Origin of the sequence: Streptomyces sp. NPDC045431 (assembly GCF_040646655.1) — a bacterium.
Classification (GTDB): Bacteria; Actinomycetota; Actinomycetes; order Streptomycetales; family Streptomycetaceae; genus Streptomyces.
Genome location: NZ_JBEZAQ010000004.1, coordinates 402584 through 419629 on the forward strand (window position 1 = coordinate 402584; position 17046 = coordinate 419629).

A 17046-nucleotide genomic window follows, 5' to 3' on the forward strand; every position below is an offset into this window, starting at 1 on the left:
CCGGGCCCCTCGACGTACGCGCGACGCTCAGACGGCGCCCGCGATCACCTCCGCCGCCGCGGTGCCGCAGACCCGCGCCGCGCCGTACGTGGCGATGTGCAGCGCCCCGCGCGCCGGCGCCTGGTTCAGGCCCATCTCCACGACGATCGTGTCGGGCCGGGCCACCAGCAGGGCGTCCAGCGTCCGCCCCATCCACGGGTGGCGGTGGGTGTCCCGCACCACAGCGACGATGGGCCGCTCCCCCGCGTCCCGCAGCACCCGGTCCACGGCCGCGTCGGAGGCGTACGTGCCGGTCGTCGTGGACGGCAGCAGCCGCGCCAGCTCCGGGCCGACGCCCCACGGGGTCTCGTCGCCGACCGCGATGTTGGTGGCGGGGGTGAAGGCGGCGACGTACGCCGGGCCGGTGAGCGGCTCCCGCGTGCCCGTGACGGTCAGCGCCCGCCGGGCCGCCACGAGGCCGATGTCGGCGCCGGGCGCGGTCCCCTCCTCTGAAGCCGCGCCCGGCCCCGTCTGAGCCCCCCTGGCCCGGTGCGCCCGGGTCCACGACGCCAGCGCGCGTACCCGCGCGGCCGCGTCGGCCAAGCGCTCCTCGGGCAGTTCGCCGGTCCGTACCGCCGCCACCAGCGCGTCGCGCAGCCGCAGTACGGTCCCCTCGTCCGCCAGGCCGCCGCCGACGCAGATCGCGTCGGCGCCCGCCGCGATCGCGAGGACGGAGCCGCGCTCGATCCCGTACGTCGCGGCGATGGCCTGCATCTCCATGCCGTCGGTGACGATCAGGCCGTCGTAGCCCAGCTCCTGGCGCAGCAGACCGGTGAGGATCTGCGGGCTCAGGGTGGCCGGGCGGTCGGGGTCGAGCGCGGGAAGCAGGATATGCGCGCTCATCACCGATTTGGAACCCGCCGCGATGGCGGCGCGGAAAGGTACCAGCTCACGGGCGTGCAGTGTGGCGAGGTCCACATCGATGCGGGGAATCGCGTGGTGCGAGTCGACATTGGTGTCGCCGTGCCCGGGGAAGTGCTTGGTGCACGCGACGACGCCGGCGGACTGCAGGCCCTCGATGTAGGCCACGGTGTGGCGGGCGGCCAGCCGCGGGTCGGCGCCGAAGGAGCGGACGCCGATGACCGGGTTGTCCGGGTCGGAGTTGACGTCCGCGGAGGGCGCCCAGTTGAAGTCGACGCCGCAGGCGGCGAGCCGGCGGCCGAGCTCCGCCGCCACGGCCCGGGTCAGGCCGGTGTCGTCGACCGTGCCGAGCGCGTAGTTGCCGGGGAAGGACGAGCCGGTCCGCACCTCCAGGCGCGTGACATCGCCGCTCTCCTCGTCGATCGCGACGAGCAGGTCGTCCCGCTCGGCCCGCAGCCGGGCGGTCAGCGCGGCCAGCTGCTCGGGGCCGGTGACGTTGCGCCCGAACAGGCCGACGGAGGAGAGCCCCTCGCCGATGCGGCGCAGCAGCCAGTCGGGCGGCGTGGTGCCGGCGAAGCCCGGCTGCAGGACGGCGAGCGCGTCCCGGACGAGGGTCGGGGAGGCGCCGCGTACGAGAGTCGTCATGGGGGCCGTTATCCCTTCACTGCGCCGGCGGTCAGACCCGCGGCCATCTTGCGCTGGACGAGGAGGAAGAGGATGACGACGGGGACGGCCATCATCGTGGCGCCGGCCATCATCGGGGCGTACTCGGTCCCGTTCTTGGTGGTGAAGTTGCCCAGCCAGACGGTGGCCGTCTGGTTCTGCTGGCTCATCAGCATCAGGGCGTACAGGTACTCGTTCCAGGCCTGGATGAAGCCGTACACGGAGGTCGCGACCATGCCGGGGGCGAGCAGCGGGAACACCACCCGGACGAAGGCGCCGGTGCGGGTGCAGCCGTCGACCATCGCCGCCTCCTCCAGCTCCTTGGGGATGTTGACGATGAAGCCGCGCAGCGTCCACACCGTGAAGGGGAGGATGAAGGTGAGGTACGTGATGATCAGGCCGGTGAGCTTGTCGTACTGACCGAGGTCGTTGAGCAGCAGGAACACCGGGATGATCATCGCGACGAGCGGGACCATCTGGACCGCGAGGATGCCGACGATGACGATCTTGCGGCCGCGGAAGGCGAAGCGCGAGATGGCGAGTGCGGCCAGCATGCCGACGACGATGCCGATGAGGACGACGACGAACGAGACGATCAGCGAGCGGCCGACCGGGCCCCAGAAGTCCGCGACCTGGAGGGCCCGCTCGAAGTTCTCCAGGGTGAACGTGCGGGGGAAGAAGTGCGGATCGGGGTCGATGGCGTCCTTGGCCGGCTTGAACGCCGTGTTCAGCATCCAGTAGACCGGGAAGCCGATGGAGACGAAGACGAGCAGGCCGATCAGGTTCCAGCCGAGCTTGCGGCCGGGCCTTCCCTCCGGCGTACGCCCGGGCCTGCCCGCGGAACCGGCCCCCGGCGTGGCCCCGGACGCGGCGCGCGGCGCGGTGGTCGTGGCGCTCACTCGACTTCTCCGATCTTGAGCATCTGACGCATGTACACGGCGACGACACCGAGCAGCAGGACCACGGTGACGACCGCGATCGCCGAGCCGCCGCCGTAGTCGTTGACCACGAAGGCCTTGTCGTACGAGTACGTCGTCAGGAGCTGGAACTCGGCCTCCGGGTGGCCGTTGCGCATCACGAAGACCTGCGGGAAGACGCCCATGTCCCAGATCACCGAGAGCGTCGTGAGCATCACGATGATGGGCTTGAGGATCGGCAGGGTGACGTACCGGAAGACGCCCCAGGCGCCGGCGCCGTCGAGGCGGGCGGCCTCCTCCAGCTCCTTGGGCACCTGGGTGAGGCCGGCGCTGAGCGTGATGACGACGAAGGGCACCGCGCCCCAGACGACCAACAGCATGATGACGGCGAGGCCCTGGGGGCCGCTGGCGAACCAGTTGTGCCCGATCATGTCGACGCCCGGCACCTGGCTGAGCAGCCAGTTCAGCACGCCGTAGTCGGCGTCGAAGAGCCACTTGAAGATGGCGGTGGCGACGATGATGGGCATGCCCCAGCTCGCGACCAGCGCGATGTTGATCAGGGTCTTGACCCAGCCGGAGACCCGCTGGAGCAGCAGGGCGATCAGCATGCCGATGACCATGGTGAAGATCACCGCGCCGGCGGCGAAGAGCACGGTCCGGAGTACGACGGTCCAGAACTCGCCGTCCCCGAGGATCTTGGCGAAGTTCCCGAAGCCGACGGACTCGGGCTCCTTGAAGCCCCAGAGCTGGGGCTGCTCGAACTTCTGGAAGGCGAGGGTGACCAGCCGCACCAGCGGATAGCCGAGGACCAGCAGGAGGACGAGCAGGCAGGGCGCGAGCAGCGCCCACGGCACCGCGGCTCCCCCGGTCCCGGGCTTCCCGGGCTGTGCGGCCCGCTTCGCGGGGCCACCGGGCGGGGCGGACTTCCGTACCCGCGATGGCCGCGTGGGCGGCACCTTGGCAGTGGTTGTGTCGGCGGCACTCATCGCGACAGCGGTCCCTCTTCTCGTACGGGCGCCGGGGCCCCGCCCGGCGGTGGCGGGGCCCCGGCGTCAGGTCACTTGGTGTTGATGACCTTGTCGATCGCGGCGTCCGCGTCCTTCGCGGCGGCCTCGACCGACTTCTTGCCGGTACCGATCTCCTGGAGCAGGGTCTTGAGGGTCTGCGCCTTCTCGACCTGGCCCCAGCCGGGCGCCATGGGGACGAACCAGTTGGACTCGGCCGCGGTGGCGGCGACCGTCGTCTTCGGGTCGGCCTTCAGGGTCGCGAGGTCCGTCTTGTTGTTGGGCAGGTTGCCCTTGGCGAGCAGGCCCTTCTGGCCCTTGGCGCCCGTGTAGGCGTTGATCCACTCCGCCGCGACGTCCTGTGCCTTGGACTTGACCGGGATGGCGAGGTCGGAACCGCCGAGGAAGACGGGGATGTTCTTGCCGGACGGGCCGGGCATCACGAAGTTCTCGAGGTTGTCCTTGAGCTTGCCCGTCTTGTCGTTCTTCGGGTCGGCGGCGGTGCCGCCCTCCCAGCCGGCCGCGAAGATCATGGCGGCGTTGCCCTGGCCGAAGACGATGGGACGGTCCGACTCGTCCTTGGTCTTGTCGGCCTTCATGTAGGTGTCGAGGACCTTCTTGTACTCGTTGAGTCCCTTGAGGGACTCGGGCGAGGACAGGTTGGCCTTCCAGGTGTCGCCGTCCTTCTTGGCGATGGAGCCGCCCGCGTCGTACACGAAGGACATCGCGGCGTACCAGTCCGGCGAAGGCTGGTACCAGGCGCTGAACTTGCCGCCCTTCTTCGCCTGGATCTTGTCCAGGGCGGCGGTGAGCTCGGCGTACGTCTTCGGCGGGGTCTTCACGCCGACCTCGGCGGCCAGGTCCTTGCGCCAGGTGGCCACGCGGCCGCCGGCGTAGTAGGGGACGCCGTAGGTCTTGCCCTCGTAGGTGACGGACTCCTTGAGTCCGTCCAGCCACTGGTCCGACTGCTCGAACTTCTTCGGGTCGACCTCGGCGAAGGCGCCCTTGACCATGTAGCCGAGCATCTCGGTGTTGCCCATCTCGACCACGTCCGGCGCCTTGTCCGTGGCGAGTACGGCGTCGAGCTTGGCGTTCTTGTCCGGCCAGCCGTAGTACTCGTGCTTGATCTTGATGCCCGGGTACTTCTTCGCTATCGCGTCGTCGGCCGCCTTCACCAGGTCCGGCCAGTTGTTCTGGGCGTCGACCGTCAGCCAGACGGTGAGCTCCTTGGCGCCGCCCCCCGCGGCGTCCCCGCCCTTGTCGGAACCACACGCCGCCACGCCGACCACCATGCCCGCGACGCCGATCGCCGCGATGAGCTTGCGCTTCACGCCACCCTCCTCAGGGATGCCTGCAACCCTTGCCCCCACCGCGAAGCCATACGACGGCCATACGACGTGTACTGGTGTACGTGTCCTGCCTGTGCTGCCCGTGGGACTGGGACCGGCCTTTAATGGTTTAGACCAGTAACCGGGAGCTTGGCCTAGACCTTTAGGGGTGTCAAGGGTGTATAAGAAGGGCAGTCGGCTCCGTTACGAGACCGACACCTGAGGAGGGGCGACGACCCGTGACCGGTCCGTGCCACCATGTGAGCCGCAAGGGACGGAGGAGCCGGTGACGGCAGCAGCACAGGAGTCGGGAAGGCGGGCGGCCATGGCCACGGACGGGGGCGGCAGCACCGAGAGCGAGAGCGGAACGGCCACTCGCACCGCACGCGTGCCCAAGTACTACCGGCTCAAGCGGCATCTGCTCGACATGACGCAGACCATGCCCCCGGGCACCCCGGTGCCCCCGGAGCGCACGCTCGCCGCCGAGTTCGACACCTCTCGCACCACCGTGCGCCAGGCGCTCCAGGAGCTGGTCGTCGAGGGCCGGCTGGAACGCATCCAGGGCAAGGGCACGTTCGTCGCGAAGCCGAAGGTCTCGCAGGCGCTCCAGCTCACCTCGTACACCGAGGACATGCGCGCCCAGGGCCTCGAACCCACCTCGCAGCTCCTGGACATCGGGTACGTCACGGCCGACGACACCCTCGCCGGGCTGCTCGACATCTCGGCCGGCGGCCGCGTGCTGCGCATCGAGCGGCTGCGGCTGGCGAGCGGCGAGCCGATGGCCATCGAGACGACGCACCTGAGCGCGAAGCGCTTCCCCGCGCTGCGGCGGTCGCTGGTCAAGTACACCTCGCTGTACACGGCACTGGCGGAGGTCTACGACGTCCGGCTCGCGGAGGCCGAGGAGACCATCGAGACCTCGCTGGCCACGCCGCGCGAGGCCGGGCTGCTCGGTACGGACGTGGGCCTGCCGATGCTGATGCTGTCGCGCCACTCGCTGGACGAGGACGGCAAGCCGGTGGAGTGGGTGCGCTCGGTGTACCGGGGCGACCGGTACAAGTTCGTGGCGCGGCTGAAGCGCCCGAACGACTGACGGGCGGACGCCCGCCGCGGCGACGACGCGGACGAGGTACGAGGGAGGGGCCGGCGCCGTGTGCGCCGGCCCCTCCCGTCGCCTTCCGCCCGCTCCACGACACCCTGCAACGCCCCGCGACGCCCCCCCCAACGCCCCGCAACGCCCGCCCGAGACACGTCCGTTATGCGGACTGGGGTTCCATGGGGCGGGACGGTCCCTTAGATTGCGTGCGCATGACGCCAGGTGATCAGTGAGGGGACGGAACGCCGTATGACACAGGAGAAACAACCAGTGGTCACCCCCGTGCGGGTGGTGGTGGCGCTCTGCCTGTTCGCGCCCTTCGTCGCGATGCTCTGGGTCAGCTCGTACGCGAAGGTCGAGCCGAAGCTCGCAGGGATCCCGTTCTTCTACTGGTACCAGATGGCCTGGGTCGTCATATCGACCGTGCTGACGATGGTGGCGTACAAGCTGTGGCACCGTGACCAGCGGTCCCGCAAGGGGGGTGCGTCGCAGTGAAGGACGGCGTGAACGGCGTCGCGCTCGCCGTCTTCATCTTCTTCTTCCTGGCCGTCACGGTGATGGGCTTCATGGCCTCCCGCTGGCGCAAGGCCGAGAACGAGCACAGCCTGGACGAATGGGGCCTGGGCGGCCGGTCGTTCGGCACCTGGATCACCTGGTTCCTGCTGGGCGGCGACCTCTACACGGCGTACACCTTCGTCGCCGTCCCGGCGGCGATCTACGCGGCGGGCGCGGCGGGCTTCTTCGCCGTCCCGTACACGATCCTCGTCTACCCGCTGATCTTCACCTTCCTGCCGCGCCTGTGGTCGGTGTCGCACAAGCACGGCTACGTCACCACCTCGGACTTCGTGCGCGGGCGGTTCGGTTCGAAGGGCCTGTCGCTGGCGGTGGCCCTGACCGGCATCCTCGCCACCATGCCGTACATCGCGCTGCAGCTCGTCGGCATCCAGGCGGTGCTGGACGTGATGGGCGTGGGCGGCGGCGAGACCACGCACTGGTTCATCAAGGACCTGCCGCTGCTGATCGCCTTCGGCGTCCTCGCGGCGTACACGTACTCCTCCGGGCTGCGGGCGCCCGCGATGATCGCCTTCGTCAAGGACACGCTGATCTACATCGTCATCGCGGTGGCGATCATCTACATCCCCATCAAGCTGGGCGGCTTCGACGAGATCTTCAGCAAGGCCGGCGAGGCGTACGCGCAGATCAACCCGGCGACCGACAAGCCGCGCGGCGCCCTGGTACCGGGCGAGATGGGCCAGTGGGGTTACGCGACCCTCGCGCTCGGCTCGGCGCTGGCGCTCTTCATGTACCCGCACTCCATCACGGCGACGCTCTCCTCGCGCAGCCGTGACGTGATCCGCCGCAACACCACGATCCTGCCGCTGTACTCGCTGATGCTGGGTCTGCTGGCGCTGCTCGGCTTCATGGCCATCGCGGCGGGCGTGAAGGTGCAGAACGGCCAGCTGGCCATCCCGCAGCTGTTCGAGAACATGTTCCCGGACTGGTTCGCGGGCGTCGCCTTCGCGGCCATCGGCATCGGCGCGCTGGTCCCGGCGGCCATCATGTCCATCGCCGCCGCCAACCTCTTCACCCGCAACATCTACAAGGACTTCCTGAAGCCGGACGCCACACCGGAGCAGGAGACCAAGGTGTCCAAGCTGGTGTCGCTGCTGGTGAAGGTGGGCGCGCTGGCCTTCGTCCTCACCATGGACAAGACCGTCGCCATCAACTTCCAGCTGCTGGGCGGCATCTGGATCCTCCAGACCCTGCCGGCGCTGGTGGGCGGCCTGTTCACCCGCTGGTTCCACCGCTGGGCGCTGCTCGCCGGCTGGGCGGTCGGCATGGTCTACGGCACGGCGGCGGCGTACGGCGTCGCCAGCCCGACGCAGAAGCACTTCGGCGGCTCGTCCGCCGAGATCCCCGGCATCGGCGAGATCGGCTACATCGGCCTGACGGCCTTCGTCCTCAACGTCCTGGTCGTCGTCGTCCTCACCTTCGTCCTCAAGGCCGTCAAGGCCCCGGAGGGCATCGACGAGACCTCGCCGGAGGACTACACGGCGGACGCGGGCGACCCGGGCGTCCAGGTGGAGCTCCCCAAGGCCACGGCGGGCTCGGGCCACTGACCCATCCGCGTACGACGGGCCGTCGTGCCTCCCTCACGGAGGCGCGGCGGCCCGCTTCTTTGTGCACTCTGGCCCCATGGACATCACCATCAGGGCGGTACGGCCGGAGGAGCACGCGGCGCTGGGCGAGCTCACGGCGCAGGCGTACCTCGCCGACGGGTTGCTGGCCTTCGCCGACAGCGACGAGTATCTGATCGAACTGCGGGACGTGGCCGGGCGGGCCGCCGACGCCGAGGTCCTCGTGGCCGTGGAGCGGGGCGGCGTGGAGCCGGGCGCCGCGGAGCCGGGCGTGCCCGGACGGGGCGAGCGGCTGCTGGGCGGCGTGACGTTCGCCCCGGGCGGCGGGCCCCTGGCCGAGCTGGCGGGGAACGGCGAGGCCGAGATCCGGATGCTCGCGGTCGCGTGCGAGGACCGGCGGCGCGGCGCCGGGGAGGCGCTCGTCCGGGCGTGCGTGGAGCGGGCACGGGCGGCGGACGGCTGCCGCCGGGTGGTGCTCTCCTCCCAGCAGGCGATGCGGACCGCACACCGCGTGTACGAGCGGCTGGGGTTCGTACGCACCCCGGAGCGCGACTGGACGCCGGTCCCGGGGGTGACGCTGCGTACGTACGCGCTCGACCTCTGACCGGCCCGTCTTGTGGCGGCCGACACAAGATGTGGGGGGTGGCTCAGCGGCCGCCCCCCACATGTATGCTCATCTCGCTGTCGTCGCAGGGGAATCCGGTGCGAATCCGGAACTGTCCCGCAACGGTGTGTTGGTGTGCCTTTGGGCACCCATGAGTCCGAGCACCTGCCGGCAGCGCGCCCGGACCGTCCGGCCCGGGTGCCCAGACGTCCGGGCCTCGCGGAATGGGCCGGTGGACGCGGATACGTGCGCCCCTGTGCCGGAGGCGCCCCGCTCTGCCGTGCCCCGCCGCCGGTGGCCCCGAGCCGAGCGAGGGAGAGCCCCACGTGACCATCGCGCCAGCCGATCCGGTGTCAGCGAGCCAGAGCGACGGGAACGACGCCGGCGACGGTCCCGGGACCGTCCTGCTGCGCACCCTGACCGACCTGACCGCAGACCTCCCCGACACCGACCCCGGCCGGGTCGCCGCCGCCGCGCTGCGCGGCCGGCACGCCGGCTCGGACGAGGCGGAGCTGCGGGAGCTCGCCACCGAGGCGGCCGCCGGGCTGATCGCCGAGGACCCGGCGTACTCGCGGCTCGCGGCCCGGCTGCTGACCATCGGCATCGCGGCGGAGGCGGCCTCGCAGGGCGTCACGTCGTTCTCCGGCTCCGTCGCCGTGGGGCACCGCGAGGGGCTGATCGCCGACCGCACCGCCGACTTCGTCCGCGTCCACCGCGAGCGGCTGGACGGGCTGGTCGACCCGGCGGCCGACGACCGGTTCGGCTACTTCGGGCTGCGGACGCTCTACTCCCGTTACCTGCTGCGCCACCCGATCACGCGCAAGGTCATCGAGACGCCGCAGCACTTCCTGCTCCGGGTGGCGGCCGGGCTGGCCGAGGACGACAGCGTCCGGGCGCTGGACGAGGTCGCGGCGCTGTACGGCCTGATGAGCCGCCTCGACTACCTGCCCTCCTCCCCCACGCTGTTCAACTCCGGTACGCGCCACCCGCAGATGTCGTCGTGCTACCTGCTGGACTCGCCACTGGACGAGCTGGACTCGATCTACGACCGCTACCACCAGGTGGCGCGGCTCTCGAAGCACGCGGGCGGCATCGGCCTGTCGTACTCGCGCATCCGCGCCCGCGGCTCGCTGATCCGGGGCACGAACGGGCACTCCAACGGCATCGTGCCGTTCCTGAAGACCCTCGACGCCTCCGTCGCGGCCGTGAACCAGGGCGGGCGGCGCAAGGGCGCGGCCGCCGTGTACCTGGAGACCTGGCACGCGGACATCGAGGAGTTCCTGGAGCTGCGCGACAACACCGGCGAGGACGCCCGGCGCACCCACAACCTCAACCTCGCGCACTGGATCCCGGACGAGTTCATGCGCCGGGTCAACGCCGACGCCGCGTGGTCGCTGTTCTCGCCGGCGGACGTGCCCGAGCTGGTCGACCTGTGGGGCGAGGAGTTCGACGCCGCCTACCGCGCCGCCGAGGCCAAGGGACTGGCCCGCAAGACCATGCCGGCCCGTGACCTGTACGGGCGGATGATGCGGACCCTCGCACAGACCGGCAACGGCTGGATGACGTTCAAGGACGCCTCGAACCGTACGGCCAACCAGACCGCCGAGCCCGGCACGGTCGTCCACTCCTCGAACCTCTGCACCGAGATCATCGAGGTGACGAACGACGGCGAGACGGCCGTCTGCAACCTCGGGTCGGTCAACCTGGGCGCCTTCGTCAGCGGCGGGGACATCGACTGGGAGCGGCTCGACGCGACCGTCCGCACCGCCGTGACCTTCCTGGACCGGGTCGTGGACATCAACTTCTACCCGACCGAGCAGGCCGGGCGCTCCAACGCCAAGTGGCGGCCGGTCGGCCTGGGCGCGATGGGCCTCCAGGACGTCTTCTTCAAGCTGCGCCTGCCGTTCGACTCCCCCGAGGCGCGCGCCCTGTCGACGCGCATCGCCGAGCGGATCATGCTGGCGGCGTACGAGGCCTCCGCCGACCTGGCCGAGCGCAACGGCCCGCTGCCCGCCTGGGAGCAGACCCGCACCGCGCGCGGTGTGCTGCACCCCGACCACTACGACACCGAGCTCACCTGGCCGGAGCGGTGGGCGGCCCTGCGCGAGCGCATCGCCGCCGTCGGCATGCGCAACTCGCTGCTGCTCGCCATCGCGCCGACCGCGACCATCGCCTCGATCGCCGGTGTGTACGAGTGCATCGAGCCGCAGGTCTCCAACCTCTTCAAGCGCGAGACGCTGTCCGGCGAGTTCCTCCAGGTCAACTCGTACCTGGTGGAGGACCTGAAGCGGCTGGGCGTCTGGGACGCGCAGACCCGTGAGGCGCTGCGCGAGTCGAGCGGCTCCGTGCAGGGCTTCTCGTGGGTGCCGGAGGAGATCCGCACGCTGTACCGCACGGCGTGGGAGATCCCGCAGCGCGGCCTGATCGACATGGCGGCGGCCCGTACGCCGTTCCTGGACCAGTCGCAGTCGCTGAACCTGTTCATGGAGACGCCCACCATCGGCAAGCTGTCGTCGATGTACGCGTACGCCTGGAAGCAGGGCCTGAAGACGACGTACTACCTGCGTTCGCGCCCGGCGACCCGGATCGCCCGCGCCGCGTCCGCGGCACCCACCATCCCCGTGCAGCAGGCCGCCGACCCCGAGGCCGTCGCCTGCTCCCTTGAGAACCCCGAGTCCTGCGAGGCCTGCCAGTGATGAGCTCTACCGAAAAGAACCTTCTCGACCCGGGCTTCGAGCTGACCCTGCGCCCCATGCGCTACCCGGACTTCTACGAGCGCTACCGGGACGCCATCAAGAACACCTGGACCGTGGAGGAGGTCGACCTCCACTCCGACGTCGCCGACCTCGCCAAGCTGACGCCCGGCGAGCAGCACCTGATCGGCCGGCTGGTCGCGTTCTTCGCGACCGGTGACTCGATCGTCGCGAACAACCTGGTGCTGACGCTCTACAAACACATCAACTCGCCCGAGGCGCGGCTGTACCTGTCGCGGCAGCTGTTCGAGGAGGCCGTGCACGTCCAGTTCTACCTGACGCTGCTCGACACCTACCTGCCCGACCCGGAGGACCGCGCGGCGGCGTTCGACGCCGTGGAGAACATCCCCTCCATCCGTGAGAAGGCGCAGTTCTGCTTCCGGTGGATGGACTCCGTCGAGAAGATCGAGCGGCTGGAGACGAAGGCCGACCGCCGCCGCTTCCTGCTGAACCTGATCTGCTTCGCCGCCTGCATCGAGGGCCTGTTCTTCTACGGTGCCTTCGCCTACGTGTACTGGTTCCGGTCGCGCGGTCTGCTGCACGGCCTGGCGACCGGCACCAACTGGGTCTTCCGTGACGAGACGATGCACATGAACTTCGCGTTCGAGGTCGTCGACACCGTCCGCAAGGAGGAGCCGGACCTCTTCGACGACGAGCTCCAGCAGCAGGTCACCGACATGCTGAGGGAAGCGGTGGAGGCGGAGCTCCAGTTCGGTCGCGACCTGTGCGGCGACGGCCTTCCGGGCATGAACACCGAGTCGATGCGCCAGTACCTGGAGTGCGTCGCCGACCAGCGCCTGATGCGCCTCGGCTTCGCGCCGGTGTACGGCTCGGAGAACCCGTTCTCGTTCATGGAGCTCCAGGGCGTCCAGGAGCTCACGAACTTCTTCGAGCGCCGCCCCTCCGCCTACCAGGTGGCGGTGGAGGGTTCGGTCGACCTCGACGAGGACTTCTGAGACGACGGCGGGCCCCGCTCACCGGGTGAGCGGGGCCCGTCGAGCCGGACGGCTCAGTCGTTGGCGACGACCGGGTAGCGCGGCGTACCCGCCTCCATCTGCTTCAGCGCGTCCTTGCGGTCACGCTTCGACAGGCGGTCGATGTACAGGTAGCCGTACAGGTGGTCCGTCTCGTGCTGGAGGCAGCGGGCGAAGTACCCGGTGCCGCGCACCTTGATGGGGTTGCCCTTGGCGTCCTGGCCACGCACCACGGCGTAGTCGGGCCGGGCCAGCGAGGCGTACGCCGTCGGGACGGACAGGCAGCCCTCGTTGGAGTCGTCGAGCACGCGCAGCTCCGGCGGCAGCTCCTCCAGCACGGGGTTGCAGACGACACCCACGTGCCGGACGCCCTCGTCGTCCGGGCAGTCGTAGACGAAGACCTTCAGGTCCACACCGATCTGATTGGCCGCCAGGCCGACGCCCTCGGCGGTCCGCTGGCTGGCGAACATGTCGTCGATCAGCCGGGCCAGCGAGTCGTCGAACTCGGTGACGTCCTTGCACTCCTTGTGGAGCACCGGGTTCCCGACGACGGTGATCGGGCGGGACGTGCCGCGCTCCCGGTGGGCGCGCTCGCGCTCCTCGCAGCCCTCCGTGTCGATGATGAAACCCTCGTCGTCGACGTACGGATCCGTCTCCTGCTGCGCCATGTCCGCCTCTGCGCCTTTCTCAGTACCCGATGCATGCATGCCTGATGTGCTGGTACAGCCTACGACCCGGCTCAGCAGACTTCTTCGAGATCCCGCCACTCGCGGCTGTCCGGGCTGTCCGCCACCCAGCCGTCCAGCAGCCCGCGGACCAGTCCGGCGGGCGCCGCGATGCCGCACTCGCGCTCCGGCACCCACAGTTCGCCCGGCGAGCGGTGCCCGAGCGGGCCCGGGTGCCCCGGCTCGCTGTGGTCGTGCGGGTCCAGGTGCTCGCCCTCGCCCTCGGCGCTCGGCATCCGCGACTCGGAGCAGGGCCGGCACAGCAGCCGTACGGACGAGGACCAGTCCTCGGCGGCGAACCCGGCGTCGGCCGCGAGCCGTTCCAGGGCGTCCCGATCGGCCTCGGTCGCCGCCTCCAGGAGCACCACCCAGGTCGGTACGGGGGACGGCGCCCACAACTCGATCTCGTCGAACACCGGGAAGCTGTGCCCGGCGGACGTGGTGCGCTCTCCATGGGGGACACCGTCGTGCAGCACGACCTCGCCCCAGCGCCGGCCCGAGGACGGCAGCGGAATGGAGAGCACCTCTATCCGGGCCGGGTCGAGCCGGCGGCCCCACACCACCTCGGCCTCGCCCTCCGGCGACAGCCGTACGGCGGCGCTGCCCAGCTCCATCCCGGTCGGCTCACCGCCCGCCGCGGCGGCCCCCGGCACCTTCAGGCCGTACGCCTGCCAGGCGCGGCGCGCCAGCGGCCAGTCCTGGAGCGCGGTGGCGGCGATGCCGACGTTCCACCAGTCCGGGGCGCCGGTGTCCTTGTCGAGCAGCGCGACCGCCCGCAGGCCCGCCGCGCGCGCCTGCTCCCAGTCGTGCCGGAACTTGTGCAGCAGCGCCAGGTTGAACCAGGACTCCGAGAGCCAGGGCTCCAGGTCCGCCGCCCGCGTCAGCAGCGCGCCCGCGTCCTCGTACCGCCCGTCCCCGATCAGCGTGAACGCGCGGTCGGTGGCCTGCCGCCACGAGGCGGAGGGCCGATGCCGTACCTTCCCGAAGATCCTCACGATTCCCGCCTGCCGGTCTGCCGGTCGCTTTCGCTGAAGGTCTCTGCCCCCGGACACCCTCTTGTTCGCATCCAACCATGCCGGGTCGGGCGCCCGCTCATTACCCATGGGTTACCCAGCTGCGCGACCCGTGACGCAGCCCCGGGCCACCACCCTGGCCAGGGCTTCCACCACCGCGGGGTGGTAGTCGCGCGCGGTGCCCAGCCTCAGCTGCTCGAGGGCGGTGAGGGATCCCTGGGCGGTTTCCCCGGCCAGATCGTCGTACGCGTTGACGGCGCGGACGATCCGGGCGGGCGGCGGCTGCTCCCGGTACGGGTCGGCCTGCCGCTCCACGACGACCGCGACGGCCGCCGGCACGCCGGTCTGGCGCACCACGGCCCCGCCGAGGAGGGCGATGCGCCGCTGCTCGGCGGCCGGGAGGAGGGCGGTGGCCCCCTCCGGTACGGGGTCTACGAGGGACAGCTGTCCGATGTCGTGCATCAGCGCGGCGTACTCCAGCACGGTCAGGTCGGGCTCCGACAGGCCCAGCTCCCGCCCCACGGCGAGGCTGAGCGCCGCCACCCGGTGGGCATGTCCCGGGGTCGTGTACCCGGCGATCTCGGTGGCACGCGCGAGGGAGGCGATGGTCTGGCGGTACGTCGCGCGGACGGCGGCGTACCGGCGGAAGGACAGCTGGGTGAGGAGCAGGGGTACGCAGAAGAGGGGAAGCGCCCACAGTCCGGCGGCCGCGACGGCGAGGGCGATGACGGCGCCGGTCGCGCACACCGCGGAACCGACGCCGAGCAGGGCGCGCAGTTCGTCGCGGAGGAGGGGCCCGTACCGGTAGCCCGTGCGGGCGCGCAGCATGAGGGCGGCGAGGACGGCGTCGCACAGGGCGGTCAGGACCAGCAGGAGCGCCAGGAACAGGGCGTAATAGGGGCCCTGTCCGACGGTCTCGTCCAGTCGTCCGGAGTTGTAGAGGGGCTGGAAGCAGACGGCGGCGAACGCCGTGGTCAGCACCCGGCGGGCCAGGTGGTCCAGCGCCGGCCCGCAGCCCCGGGCGACGTGCGGTACGGCTCCGACGAGCGCCCCGGCGAAGACGACGGCGATCGTCTGGAGCACGCCGTGGGTGGTGGGCCGCCCGGCGGACTCGCCGAGCAGCGCGTACGCGAGGGCCCCGGCGGCGCCGAGGGGCGCGGCTTCCCGGCCCCAGGGCTCCGCGAGCACGGGCCCGGCCGCCACGCCGGGCCGGGCGGCCCAGCGGGCGAGCTCCCCGACGGCGATGAGCAGGCCGAAGGCGAGCGCGGTGCCGGGCTCGGCGACGCCGTGCCACAGCGTCCAGGCGAGTCCGGCGGCGGTGAGCGCGGCGGCGGCCGCGTGGGCGGCCCCGAGCGCCCTCACCGGGCCCGGCCCCGCGCGTCGCGGCCCCGCACGTCTCCGTCCCGCACGGCGCCGTCCCGCACGGCGCCGTCCCGCACGGCGCCGTCCCGCGCGTCGCCGTGCCCTGCGTCGCCGTCCCGGGCAGCGGCGTCGGGCACGTCCTCGGGCGCCGGTCCCGGGGGGTGCGGCAGGTCGCGTGGTGGAGGGACGTTTCGGCGCGCTGGGTCGCGGGAGTCGTCGGCGGTGACCGCCGGCTCCCAGCCGTGCCGCTCCAGCGCCCGCACCAGGGCCCGCACCATCCGGGGGTCGAACTGCGTGCCCGCGCAGCGCTCCAGCTCCGCGAGCGCCGTGGCGACCGGCCGCGCGCGCCGGTAGGAGCGGGTCGACGTCATCGCGTCGAAGGCGTCCGCGACGGCCACCACGCGCGCGAACTCGGGGATCTGGCGGCCGCGCAGCCCGTACGGGTAGCCGCTGCCGTCCATCCGTTCGTGGTGGTGGAGGATCGCCGCCCGCGCCTCGCCCAGGAACCCGATGCCGCGCACCATCTCGTGCCCGTACTCCGGGTGCAGCTCGATCACCCGCCGCTCCTCCGGGGTCAGCGGTCCGTCCTTGCGCAGCACCCGGGTCGGCACGCCGAGCTTTCCGACGTCGTGAAGGATCCCGGCGAAGCGGATCACCTCCAGGCGCGCCTCGTCCATGCCCAGTTCGCGGGCGATCAGCACCGATGCGTGGCCGACGCGCTCGCTGTGGCCGCGGGTGTAGGTGTCCTTGATGTCGACGGCCTGGACGAGCGCCCGGATCGTCGCCTGGTGGGCGGCGCGCTCGCGGTGGTACTGCGCGAACATCCAGCAGGAGACGTACATCGGCAGCAGCACGAAGAGCGCGGCGGGCCAGCCGTACGGGCTGCGCCACAGCACGGCCATCATCAGCCCGGCCAGCCCGTGCACGGCGTGCGGCGCCAGCGAACGCGGCAGCAGCCCGCGCCAGGCGCTGCGCACCGGCAGGCGTTCGGCGGTGGCGAGGATGCCGCCGTCGAGGGCGGTGAGGACGAGGCAGAAGGCGAGCGCCGAAAGGCCGGCGGGGAGCAGGACGTACGGGAAGCCGGGCGCGGCCGACAGGGCGTCGGGGCCGCCGCCGAAGGCGACCGCCGTCTGCCCGGCGGCCCACGCGGCCGCCCAGGCGGCGATGGCCAGCCGTGCGGCGCGCCAGATCCGGCGAGGGGTGGCGGGCCGGTGCTCGACGGGGGCGGTCAGCGCCCCGGGCACGGCCACGAGGGCGGCCGCGGCGGGTGGCAGCAGCAGCGCGGCGGCGAGCAGGACGGGGAAGAACGACCCGGCGCTCACCGGTACGGCGGAGCCGCCCGGGACGCGCCCGGTCGCCCGCCCGGTGACCGACCACCGGGCGGGCCACTCGCAGAAGGCGTAGAGCGCGGCGAGGAGCACGACCGCGCCCCAGGGGGTCTCGGCGGCCGGGTCGAACGCGGGCAGCGCGGACGCGGAGGCGCACAGGACGGCGCCCGCGATGTATGCCCACGCCCCCACCGGAATGCCCGCCACCGTTTCCGCCTCCCGCCGGCCCTCCGAATCGAGC

14 protein-coding genes and 1 riboswitch are annotated in these 17046 nt (G+C 71.5%); of the genes, 6 read left to right on the plus strand and 8 right to left on the minus strand.

Annotation, left to right across the window (positions count from 1 at the left end):
* Positions 1–27: 27 nt before the first annotated feature.
* The 4 genes from AB0A69_RS12920 to AB0A69_RS12935 form a co-directional block, all read right to left on the minus strand.
* The gene (locus tag AB0A69_RS12920) at positions 28–1545 is read right to left on the minus strand and encodes a glycoside hydrolase family 3 protein (protein ID WP_361419394.1); all 1518 of its coding nucleotides are present in this window, start codon (positions 1543–1545) and stop codon (positions 28–30) included.
* 8 nt (positions 1546–1553) lie between these two features.
* Positions 1554–2345: a carbohydrate ABC transporter permease gene (locus AB0A69_RS12925; RefSeq protein ID WP_361419806.1), complete on the minus strand. Its 792-nt coding sequence runs from the start codon at positions 2343–2345 to the stop codon at positions 1554–1556.
* A 113-nt stretch (positions 2346–2458) separates the two neighbouring features.
* Positions 2459–3466: a sugar ABC transporter permease gene (locus AB0A69_RS12930; protein ID WP_361419397.1), complete on the minus strand. Its 1008-nt coding sequence runs from the start codon at positions 3464–3466 to the stop codon at positions 2459–2461.
* 71 nt (positions 3467–3537) lie between these two features.
* Positions 3538–4815 carry an extracellular solute-binding protein gene (locus AB0A69_RS12935; RefSeq protein ID WP_361419400.1) on the minus strand — a complete coding sequence of 426 codons (1278 nt, stop codon included), beginning with the start codon at positions 4813–4815 and terminating at the stop codon, positions 3538–3540.
* Between the two features lie 322 nt (positions 4816–5137).
* On the opposite strand from AB0A69_RS12935, the gene AB0A69_RS12940 reads away from it, so the two are divergent.
* The 6 genes from AB0A69_RS12940 to AB0A69_RS12965 all read left to right on the plus strand — a co-directional run bounded on the left by AB0A69_RS12940 (position 5138) and on the right by AB0A69_RS12965 (position 12359).
* Positions 5138–5905: a GntR family transcriptional regulator gene (locus AB0A69_RS12940; protein WP_361419809.1), complete on the plus strand. Its 768-nt coding sequence runs from the start codon at positions 5138–5140 to the stop codon at positions 5903–5905.
* 252 nt (positions 5906–6157) lie between these two features.
* Positions 6158–6403, plus strand: a complete 246-nt coding sequence (locus AB0A69_RS12945; RefSeq protein WP_361419403.1) for a DUF3311 domain-containing protein — start codon at positions 6158–6160, stop codon at positions 6401–6403.
* The gene (mctP, locus tag AB0A69_RS12950; protein WP_355362564.1) at positions 6400–8028 is read left to right on the plus strand and encodes a monocarboxylate uptake permease MctP; all 1629 of its coding nucleotides are present in this window, start codon (positions 6400–6402) and stop codon (positions 8026–8028) included. The genes AB0A69_RS12945 and mctP overlap by 4 nt, the downstream gene beginning before the upstream one ends.
* A gap of 76 nt (positions 8029–8104) precedes the next feature.
* Positions 8105–8650, plus strand: coding sequence for a GNAT family N-acetyltransferase (locus AB0A69_RS12955; RefSeq protein ID WP_361419406.1), 546 nt, complete (start codon positions 8105–8107; stop codon positions 8648–8650).
* A gap of 89 nt (positions 8651–8739) precedes the next feature.
* Positions 8740–8816: riboswitch (cobalamin riboswitch) on the plus strand.
* Between the two features lie 160 nt (positions 8817–8976).
* The gene (locus AB0A69_RS12960) at positions 8977–11346 is read left to right on the plus strand and encodes a ribonucleoside-diphosphate reductase subunit alpha (RefSeq protein ID WP_361419409.1); all 2370 of its coding nucleotides are present in this window, start codon (positions 8977–8979) and stop codon (positions 11344–11346) included.
* Positions 11346–12359 (plus strand): ribonucleotide-diphosphate reductase subunit beta, encoded by a 1014-nt coding sequence (locus AB0A69_RS12965; protein ID WP_361419412.1) that lies wholly within the window; start codon positions 11346–11348, stop codon positions 12357–12359. The genes AB0A69_RS12960 and AB0A69_RS12965 overlap by 1 nt, the downstream gene beginning before the upstream one ends.
* Positions 12360–12412: 53 nt before the next feature.
* On the opposite strand, the gene def is transcribed toward AB0A69_RS12965, so the two are convergent.
* From def to AB0A69_RS12985, 4 genes are all read right to left on the minus strand, one after another.
* Positions 12413–13045, minus strand: coding sequence for a peptide deformylase (gene def / locus AB0A69_RS12970; RefSeq protein ID WP_361419415.1), 633 nt, complete (start codon positions 13043–13045; stop codon positions 12413–12415).
* Positions 13046–13116: 71 nt separating this feature from the next.
* On the minus strand, positions 13117–14097 hold the full coding sequence (locus AB0A69_RS12975) for a hypothetical protein (protein WP_361419417.1): 981 nt from the start codon (positions 14095–14097) through the stop codon (positions 13117–13119).
* Between the two features lie 111 nt (positions 14098–14208).
* Entirely contained in the window at positions 14209–15477 is a 1269-nt protein-coding gene (locus tag AB0A69_RS12980; protein WP_361419420.1) for an HD domain-containing protein, read from the minus strand.
* Entirely contained in the window at positions 15474–17012 is a 1539-nt protein-coding gene (locus AB0A69_RS12985) for an HD-GYP domain-containing protein (protein ID WP_361419423.1), read from the minus strand. The genes AB0A69_RS12980 and AB0A69_RS12985 overlap by 4 nt, the downstream gene beginning before the upstream one ends.
* Between the last annotated feature and the right edge of the window lie 34 nt (positions 17013–17046).